Annotated in this window: 2 protein-coding genes; both read right to left on the minus strand. The window is 73.5% G+C overall.

Translation table 11 applies throughout. From position 1 onward, the window contains the following. Window positions 1-3,184: type I polyketide synthase (locus tag AB0I10_RS38715; RefSeq protein ID WP_363157443.1), on the minus strand; the 3,184-nt coding region annotated here is incomplete at its 3' end. A gap of 11 nt (window positions 3,185-3,195) precedes the next feature. After that, window positions 3,196-10,449: a type I polyketide synthase gene (locus AB0I10_RS38720; protein ID WP_363157444.1), complete on the minus strand. Its 7,254-nt coding sequence runs from the start codon at window positions 10,447-10,449 to the stop codon at window positions 3,196-3,198. Window positions 10,450-10,464 lie beyond the last annotated feature (15 nt).

Below are 10,464 nucleotides of genomic sequence, written 5' to 3' on the forward strand. Positions count from 1 at the left end.
GGAACGCCGGACAGTACCCCGTCCCGTCGTAGAAGCCCTCCAGGTCGACGACCACCGCGTCCTGCGGCGGCCAGACCTGGGAACCGAAGTCCGCGATCCGCTCCCCGGTGGTCAGGGTGCCGTTGGCGTGCTGCACCCACGGCAGGTCGGGGATGCCGCCGGGGCGCGAGTGCACCGAGATCGTACGGGCCCCCGTCTCGTCGGGAGCGGAGACCAGCACCTGGACCTGTGCAGCGCTGTCTTCGGTCAGCACCAGCGGGGCCAGCAGGACGAACTCCTCGACCCGGTCGCAGCCGACGTGGTCACCGGCACGCATGGCCAGTTCCAGAAAGCCGGTGGCCGGAAAGAGGACGCTGCCGCCCATGACGTGGTCGGTCAGCCACGGGAAGGTCTGCAACGACAGCCTCCCCGTGAACAGCACCTCACCAGAGTCCGCGAGCGTGAGCGTCGCACCCAACAACGGATGCTCGGCCGGGAGAAGCCCCGCACCCGTCACATCCCCGGAGAGGGCAGCAGGCCGGGGCCAATACCGCTCATGCTGGAAGGGATAGGTCGGCACGTCGAGGCGGCGGGCGCCGGTACCGGCGAAGAGCGCTGACCAGTCGATCTCCACGCCGGCGACGTGGAGGCGCGCGAGGGCGGTGAGCAGGGCCGTCTCCTCGGGGCGGCCCTTGCGCAGCGCCGGGATGGCGGTCGCGGTCTCCTCCAGGCTGTGCTGGGCCATCGCGGTCAGTACGCCATCGGGGCCCAACTCCAGGAGCACGGCCGCGCCTTCGGCCTCCAAGGTGCCTAAGCCGTCACCGAAGCGCACCGTCTCGCGCACGTGCCGGACCCAGTACTCGGCCGAGCACACCAACTCCGCCGTACCCAGCTCACCGGTCACATTCGACACGACCGGGATGCGCGGGGCCTCGTACGACAGCTTCTCGGCGACCCGCCGGAAGTCCGCCAGCATCGGCTCCATCAACGGCGAGTGGAAGGCATGACTGACCGACAGCCGCTGCGTCTTACACCCCTCGGCCGCGAACTCCCCGGCAATGCCCAGGACTTCGGCCTCCACACCAGCGATCACGACCGCCTGCGGACCGTTGACCGCCGCCAGCGAAACCCCGTCCACCAGACGCCCGGCCACCTCACCCTCCGCGGCCTGGACGGCGACCATCGCACCACCCGCCGGAAGCGCCTGCATCAACCGCGCCCTGGCCGCCACCAACGCGCACGCATCCTCCAGCGAGAACACCCCGGCCACATGCGCCGCCGCGATCTCGCCGATCGAATGCCCGGCCACAAAGTCCGGCCGAACCCCCCACGACTCCACCAGACGGAACAACGCCACCTCGAAGGCAAACAACGCAGGCTGGGTGAACCCGGTCTCGTCCAGTCCTCCCGCATCGCCGAACATCACCTCCCGCAGCGGGCGATCCAACACAGCGTCAAAGTGGGCGAACACCGCATCCAAAGCCTCAGCGAACACCGGGAACCGGCCATACAACTCCCGCCCCATCCCCACCCGCTGCGCACCCTGACCCGAGAACAACACCGCGAGCTTCCCGGTGACGTCCTCGGCGAAGCCGCGCGCGACTTCGACGGTCGTGTCGCCCTCGGCCAGCAGCACCGCGCGGTGCCCCAGGTGTGCCCGGGAGGTCGCCAGCGAGAAGCCCAGGTCGAGGGGTGACAGACCGGTCATTGCGGTGATCCGCTCAAGCTGTGCGGCCAGCGCTTCCTCGGACCTCGCCGACACCGGCCACGGCACGACATCGGGCAGCGGCTCCGGGGTCGTTTCCGGCTCCTCAGCCGGCTCCGCCTGCTCGATGATGACGTGCGCGTTGGTACCGCTGATACCGAACGACGACACACCCGCCCGCCACGGCCGATCCACCTTCGGCCACTCCCGACACTCCGACAACAACTCCACCGCACCAGACGCCCAATCCACATGCGACGACGGCACATCCGCATACAGCGTCTGCGGCAGGACACCATGCCGCATCGCCATAACCATCTTGATAAGCCCCGCAACCCCAGCCGCCGCCTGCGTGTGACCGAGATTGGACTTCACCGAGCCCAGCAACAGCGGGCGCTCGGGGTCACGACCCTGGCCATAGGTCGCCAACAGCGCCTGTGCCTCAATCGGGTCACCCAAACTCGTACCGGTGCCATGAGCCTCAACCGCATCCACATCCGACGCCGACAGCCCGGCACCGGCCAGAGCCTGTCGGATGACCCGCTGCTGGGAGGGGCCACTGGGGGCGGTGAAGCCGTTGGAGGCGCCGTCCTGGTTGACGGCCGAGCCGCGCACCACGGCGAGGACGGGGTGGCCGTTGCGGCGGGCGTCGGACAGGCGCTCGACGACGAGGACGCCCACGCCCTCGGACCAGCCGGTGCCGTCGGCCGCGTCCGAGAACGCCTTGCACCGGCCGTCCGCCGCCAGCCCGCCCTGCCGGCTGAACTCCATCAAGGAGCCGGGAGAGGACATCACGTTCACTCCCCCGACCAGGGCCAGGGAACATTCCCCGGCCCGCAGCGCGTGGGCCGCCGTGTGCAGGGCCACGAGCGAGGAAGAGCAGGCGGTGTCCACAGTCACCGCAGGGCCTTCCAGGCCGAGGGTGTAGGAGAGGCGGCCGGAGGTCGCGCTGGCGGCGATGCCGGTGCCGATGTCACCGGTGGCGTCGGCCAGGGAACGTACGAGGAGGTAGGCGTAGTCCTGCCCGTTGGTGCCGATGAATACGCCGGTCCGGGTGCCGCGCAGCGTGGTCGGGTCGATTCCGGCGCGCTCGACGGCCTCCCAGGAAGTCTCCAGCAGCAAGCGCTGCTGGGGGTCCATGGTGACGGCTTCGCGCGGCGAGATCCCGAAGAAGCCCGCGTCGAAGTCCCCCACACCGTCGAGGAAGCCTCCTTCCTGGCTGACGGCGTTGCCGCGCTGGTCGACCCCGGCGTCCCGCAGGGCGTCCAGGTCCCAGCCGCGGTCCGCGGGGAACGCGCCGATCGCGTCCTTGCCCGCGGCCAGGAGCTCCCACAGGTCCTCGGGCGAGTGCACGCCGCCGGGGTAGTGGCAGCCCATCGCCACGATCGCGATCGGTTCGGTGGCCGCGGCCACGAGCTTGCGGTTCTGCCGGCGCAGGTACTCGGTTTCCTTCATCGAGGCGCGAAGAGCTGCGACGACTTTTTCGCTGGGTGTGGTCATGGTCCGTTCTTTCAGCGCTCGTGGTGGGAATTGCCGTCGGAGGAGGCATCGCCATTGAGGGAGGATTCGCCGACGAGTTGGGGATCGCCATCGAGTTGGGCATCGCCGTCCAGTGCCGCTCGCACGAGGTCGTCGACGTCCATCGTGTCGATCGACTCCTCGTAGGCGTCCGTCGACTCCTCGTAGGCGTCCGTCGCCGTCCCGGCCGCCGTCCCGCCGCCCGCCCCTGCGGTCCGCTCGGCGAGCTTCATCAGGGGTTCGAGTACGCCGATCTCGCGCAGCTGGGCCACGGAGACGGAGGCGAGCAGGGCCCTGATGCCGGAGGAGTCCATATCGCCGTCGTCGGCCGTCTCCCCGGGCCCCTCGTCGGGGACGAGCCGGCTCAGGATGTGGGTGGCCAGGTCGGCGGGGTTGGGGTGGTCGAAGACCAGCGTGGCGGGCAGGCCCAGTCCGGTCGCGGCGCCGAGCTGGTTGCGCAGCTCGACGGCGCTGAGGGAGTCGAAGCCGAGGTCACGGAACGCCCGGTCGGCGCCCACGGCGTCGGCGGTGGGGTGTCCCAGCACGGCCGCGGCCCGGGTGCGGACCAGGTCCAGTACGGCTGCGGAGCGCTTGGCGGGCGGCAGGCCCGTCAGCTTCTCGCGCAGCGCGGCACCGGTGGTCTGCTCGCCGGTGTCCCCCACCGGGTGGTGCCCGTCGGCGGCGGCCGGCTCGCCGAGGAGCGGGCTGGGCCGTACGGCGGTGAAGGAGCTGACGAACCGGTCGCGTTCGATGTCGGCGACGACCTCGGTGGGCCGCCCGTCCATGACGGCCCGGCACAGCGCCACGACGGCGAGGTCCGGGTCGAGCGGGCGGATCCCGGTGCGCTGGGCCACGTCGGCCGCCCGGCTCTCGGCGGCCATTCCGCCGCCACCCCATACGCCCCAGGCGATGGAGGTCGCGGCCAGGCCCTGGGCCCGGCGCTGTTCGGCGAGGGCGTCCAGGTAGGCGTTGGCGGCGGCGTAGTTGGCCTGGCCGGGGTTGCCGACCGCGCCGGACGACGAGGAGAACAGGGCGAACACGGCCAGGTCCAGGTCCCGGGTGAGGTCGTGCAGGGCCAGGGCCGAGGCGGCCTTGGCACGGAAGACGGCCTCGAAGCGGTCCGGAGTGAGGCTGTCGAGGACGCCGTCGTCCAGAACGCCCGCGGTGTGGACGACGCCGGTCAGGGGCGCCTGGTCGGGGATGTCGGCGAGGACCTCGGCGAGCGCGTCGCGGTCCGCCGCGTCGCACGCGGCGAGGGTGACCTCGGCGCCCAGTGCGGTGAGTTCGGTCCGCAGTCCGTCCGCGCCGGGGGCGTCGGCGCCCCTGCGGCTGAGGAGCAGCAGGTGCCGGGCGCCCGCCCGGGCCAGTCGGCGTGCCACGTGGGCGCCCAGGGCTCCGGTGCCGCCGGTGATCAGGACGGTGCCGGTGGGGTTCCACTCCTGTGTGCCGCGCCCGGCCGGTACGGGTACCAGCCTGCGGCCGAGGGCGGCGGCGGGCCGGATCGCGATCTGGTCCTCGCCGCCGGGGGCCGCGAGGGCCTCGGCGAAGCGAGCGGCGGAGCGCTCGTCGAGGGTGTCGGGCAGGTCGATCAGGCCGCCCCAGCGCTGCGGCTGCTCCAGGGCCGCGACCCGTCCCAGACCCCATACGGCGGCCTGGCCGAGCCCGGGTACCGGCTCGGAGGGCGCGGCCGCCACGGCGCCTCGGGTGACGCACCACAGGGGTGCGGCGAGGTCCGCGTCGCCGAGCGCCTGGATCAGGGCGGTGGTCAGGGCCAGCCCTTCAGGGGCGTCCGCACCGTGTCCGGGTGCGGACGCGAGGGCGAGCAGGGAGACCACGCCGGTGAACTCGTGTCCTTCGGCGGCCAGTTGGCGCAGTCGCGCGGCCAGCTCGGCACGGTCGGGGCCGGGCGCTTCCAGGCGTACGGTGTCCGGGCCCAGGGCGGCGACGGCGTCGGCGGCCCAGGGGTCGTCGGCGCCCGCGGCCGGGAGTACGGCGAGCCAGGTGCCCGCCGGAGTGCGGGTCGGCTGGAGGGTGAGCGGCTGCCAGGTGATCTGCTGCCGCCAGCCGTCGACGGTGTTCACCTCGCCGCGCCGGCGGCGCCAGTCCGCGAGCGCGGGGAGGACCTTGGCCAGCGCGTCGCCGTCGACGTTCAGTGTCGTCTCCAGCGAGGCGAAGTCGGCCTCGCGCACCGCCGACCAGAAGCCGTCGTCCTCGCCGGGCGCCGCGTCGGGGCCGGTGGCCGGCTGGGCGGCCGGCCAGTACCGCTGGTGCTGGAAGGGGTAGGTGGGCAGGTCGGTGTTGCGGGGCGCGGTCGGGGCGACGTCGAGCAGGGCCGTCCAGTCCGGTGCCGCTCCGTCGGCGTACAGCCGGGCGAGGGCGGTGACCACGGACTCCTGCTCGCCCCGGTCCCTGCGCAGCGCCGGTACGGTCACCGCCCGCGTGGACAGGGTGTCGAGGGTGTCCTGGGCCATGGCGCACAGTCCGCCGTCGGGGCCGAGCTCCAGGAAGGCGGTCACGCCCCGCTCGGCGAGGGTACGGATGCCGTCGCCGAAGCGGACGGCCTCGCGGACGTGGCGCACCCAGTAGTCCGGGGAGCACACCTGCTGTTCGGTCGCCGCCTCGCCGGTCACATTGGACACGAGCGGGATCCGCGGGGCGTGGTAGTCCACGCTCCGGGTGATCCGTCGGAAGTCCTCAAGAATGGCGTCCATGTGCAGTGAGTGGAACGCATGGCTGACCCGCAAACGCCTAGTCTTGCGCCCGTCGGCGGTGAACTTCTCCGCGATGCCCAGTACGGCGGTCTCGTCGCCGGAGAGGACCACGGACCGCGGTCCGTTGATCGCGGCGATCGACACTCCGTCGGTCAGCAGCGCCCGTGCCTCTTCCTCGGTGGCCTGGACGGCGACCATGGCGCCGTCGGCGGGCAGGGCGTTCATGAGCCGGGCCCGTGCGGCCACGACCTTGCACGCGTCCGGGAGGGAGAAGACCCCGGCCACGTGGGCCGCCGCGATCTCGCCGACGGAGTGCCCGGCGGCGAAGTCCGGGTGGATGCCCCAGGATTCGACCAGCCGGAACAGTGCCACCTCGATGGCGAACAGCGCGGGCTGGGTGTAGCCGGTCTCGTTCAGCCGCTCCGCGTCGTCGAACACGACGTCCCGCAGGGGGCGTTCGAGCTCGGCGTCCAGGTGCGCGGTGACCGCGTCGAAGGCCTCGGCGAACGCCGGGAAGCGGGAGTACAGCTCCCGGCCCATGCCCGGTCGCTGGGTGCCCTGGCCGGAGAACAGCACCGCGAGCTTGCCGCGGCGGGCCGCGACCTCTCCCTGTACGACCTGCGGCGAGGTCGTACCGTCGGCGAGCGCGGCCAGGCCGTTGAGCAGGTCCTCGCGGCTCTCGGCGAGGACCGTGGCCCGGTGTGCGAAGGCCGAGCGGGTGGTGGCCAGCGCCAGGGCGAGACCGGCGGTGGTGAGTTCGGGCCGGGTGGTCACGTAGGAGTGCAGCTGCCGGGCCCGGGCCCGCAGGGCTTCCGGCGCGGCGGCCGATACGGGCACCGGCAGCGGGCCGTGCGGCTCCCCCGCGGCTCCGGTTCCGTCGGGTGTGGCCCCGGCGGGCTGCTCGAACTGCTCGATGATCACGTGGGAGTTGGTGCCGCTGGCACCGAAGGCCGAGATGCCGGCCCGCCGGGGGCGGCCCGTCCGGGGCCAGTCGGCCCGGTCCGCCAGCAGCTCCACCGCACCGGCGGTCCAGTCGACATGTGCCGACGGCTCGTCGAGGTGCAGGGTCCTGGGCAGCACGCCGTGGCGCATGGCCAGCACCATCTTGATCACACCGGCGACGCCGGCGGCCGCCTGGGTGTGGCCGATGTTGGACTTCAACGACCCCAGCAGCAGCGGCTGTTCACGGTCCTGTCCGTACGTGGCCAGCAGCGCCTGCGCCTCGATGGGGTCGCCGAGGGTGGTGCCGGTGCCGTGGGCCTCCACCGCGTCCACGTCGGCCGGTGCCAGCCCGGCGTCGGCCAGGGCCCGCCGGATGACGCGGCGCTGCGAGGGGCCATTGGGCGCGGTGATGCCGTTGCTGGCGCCGTCCTGGTTGATCGCCGAGCCGCGCAGGACGGCGAGGACCTCATGCCCGTTGCGGCGGGCGTCCGAGAGCCGTTCCAGGACGAGGACGCCCACGCCCTCGGACCAGCCGGTGCCGCCCGCGGAGTCGGCGAAGGCCCGGCAGCGGCCGTCCGGCGCGAGGGCGCCCAGCTCCCCGAACTCGATGAAGTTCACCGGGCTGGACATCACCGTCACACCGCCGGTCAGGGCGATGGAGCACTCGCCGTTGCGCAGGGCCTGGGCGGCCAGGTGGAGGGCCACCAGCGACGAGGAGCACGCCGTGTCGACACTGACGGAGGGGCCTTCCAGGCCGAAGGTGTAGGACACCCGACCGGAGAGCAGGCTCGCCGACTGCGCGGTCTGGGCGTGGCCCAACTGGCCCGCCTCGGGCCGGTAGTCGCCCGAGCCGCCGCCGATGAACACGCCGGTGTCGCCGCCGCGCAGCTGGGCGGGGTCGATGCCGGTGCGCTCCAGGGCCTCCCAGGCGACTTCCAGGAGGATGCGCTGCTGCGGGTCCATCACCATGGCCTCGCGCGGCGAGATCCCGAAGAATCCGGGGTCGAAGTCCGCCACGTCGTAGAGGAATCCGCCTTCCCGGGCGACGGTCCTGCCGCGGCCGTCCCGGTCGCCGTGCAGCAGCCGGTCCAGGTCCCAGCCCCGGTCGGCGGGGAAGCCGCCGATGGCGTCCACTTCTCCCACGGCCAACTGCCACAGGTCCTCGGGCGAGCGGACCCCGCCCGGGTAGCGGCAGCTCATGCCGACGATGACGACCGGGTCCTCGGCCACGGAGCCCCGTGCCCGCGCGGTGGCGGTGGCGGGCAGCTCTTCGCCGTCCGCACCAAGGAGTTCGGTGCGCAGGTGGTCGGCCAGCGCGTCGGCCGTGGGGTAGTCGAAGACGAGGGTGGCGGGCAGGGGCAGGCCCGTCGCGGTGGCGAGCTGGTTACGCAGGTCGACGGCGGTCAGCGAGTCGAGACCGAGGTCCTTGAAGGCCTGCCCGGCCGGGACGGCATCGGTGTCGGCGAAGCCGAGGACCGCGGCGAGCTCGGCACGGACCAGAGCCAGCAGGAGTTCGGTCCGCTCCGCGGCCGGGCGGGCCACGAGTTCGGCCCGGAGTCCGGAGGAGGTGCCCGGCATGCTCCGCTCGGTGCCGCCGGAGTCCGCCAGGGCCTCGCGGGCCTCGGGCAGCTCTGCGAAGAGGGTGCTGCGCCGGTTGCGGGTGAAGGCCGGTGCGAACCGGTCCCACTGCACGTCGGCGACGGTCACCGACGAGGCGTCGACGGAGCGGGCGAGTGCGGTCAGGGCCCGTGCGGGGTCCATTGCGGGCAGCCCGTTGACCCGCAGGTGGGCCGCCAGGCTGTCGGCGGTGGTATCGGCCCAGCCGCTCCAGGAGACCGTCAGGGCGGGCAGTCCGCGTGCACGCAACTTGCCCGCCAAGGCGTCGAGTTGGGCTCCGGCGGCCGCCTCGGCGCCCCGGCCGCCGGCACCCCAGGTCCCGGCGATCGAGGAGAAGAGGACGAACGCGTCCAGGGGACGGTCGCCGGTCGCCGCGTCGGCCACGACCGCCAGGCTCTCGACGCCCGCGCGCAGTGCGGCCAGGGTGGCGCCCGGCTCGCCGGCGGCGGGTCCGTAGGTGTCGGCGTGCACCACCGCGGTGACCGGCGCGTCCTGCGGGAGCGAGGCGAGCGCGGCCAGCAGCGCCTCGCCGTCGGTCGGCGCGCAGGCGATCAGCGTCAACTCGGCGCCCAGGGCGGCGAGTTCGGTGCGCAGCTCGGCCGCGTCCGGCGTGGCGGGGTCGGCCAGCACCAGGTGCCGGGCGCCCTGTCCGGCGAGCCAGCGGGCGCAGTGTCCGCCGGTGCCGGACGCCGGTCCGGTGACCAGGACCGTGCCGGTCGGCCGCCACGGGGCCGAGGAGGTGTCGGCCGTGGCGCGCACCAGCCGCCGCCCGAAGAGGCCGGAAGGCCGCAGCGCCACCTGGTCCTCGCCCACCGCGCCGGACAGGACGGCGCGGAACCGGTCGGCCGAGCGCCGGTCGAGCACCTGCGGTACGTCGACCAGGCCGCCCCAGCGGTCCGGGTGGTCCAGGGCCGTCACCCGACCGATCCCCCACAGCGGGGCCTGGGCGATGTTCACTTCCGCTTCCGCACGGCCCACCGGGACCGCGCCCCGGGTGACGCACCACAGCGGGGCGTCGATTCCGGCGTCCGCCAGTGTCCGTACCGCCTCGTCCGGCCAGGCCGCCCCGGCGGGGACGGTGTCGGTGTCGGTGTACGGGGCCGCGAGCAGGGAGACCACACCCGCGAACTCGCTGTCCTCCGCCGCGAGTTCGGCGAGTCGCCCGGCCAATTCACCACCGGCGGCGCCGTCGGCCTCGACGGTCACGACGGACTCGCCGAGGGCCGCGACCACGGAGGCGGTCCACTCCTCGGTGGTGCCGCCCGCCGGGACGAGCGCCAGCCACGGCCCGGTGAGCGTGCCGGGCGCGGTGCCGGTCAGCGGCTTGAAGGTCGCGTGGTAGCGCCAGCCGTCGACGGTCGACCTCTCCACGCGCTTGCGGCGCCAGGCGGACAGGGCGGGTACGAGCGCCGACAGCGAAGCATCGTCCAGCTCCAGGTCGGCCGACAGGGAGCGCAGATCCTCGCGCTCGACCGCGGCCCAGAACTCGGCGTCCACGGGGTCCTGCGCCCCGGCCCGCGCCTTCTCCGCGGGTGCGCCGTCCGGCCAGTACCACTCGCTCTGGAAGGGGTAGGTGGGCAGGTCGACACGGCGGGCGCCGGTGCCGGTGAAGGGCCCGGACCAGTCCACCTCGACGCCCGCGACGTGGAGGCGCGCGAGGGCGGTGAGCAGGGCCGTCTCCTCGGGGCGGTCCTTGCGCAGCGCCGGGACGGCGGTCGCGGGCTCCTCCAGGCTGTGCTGGGCCATCGCGGTCAGTACGCCGTCGGGGCCCAACTCCAGGAACACGGCCGCGCCTTCGGCCACCAGGGCACGTACCCCGTCGGCGAAGCGGACCGTCTCGCGGACGTGCCGCACCCAGTACTCCGCCGAGCACAGCAGCTCCCCGGCGGCGACCTGCCCGGTCACGTTCGAGACGACCGGGATGCGCGGGGCCTCGTACGACAGCCCCTCAGCGACCCGCCGGAAGTCCGCCAGCATCGGCTCCATCAACGA

This window comes from Streptomyces sp. NPDC050636 (genome assembly GCF_040654775.1).
In the GTDB taxonomy this organism is placed as follows: domain Bacteria; phylum Actinomycetota; class Actinomycetes; order Streptomycetales; family Streptomycetaceae; genus Streptomyces.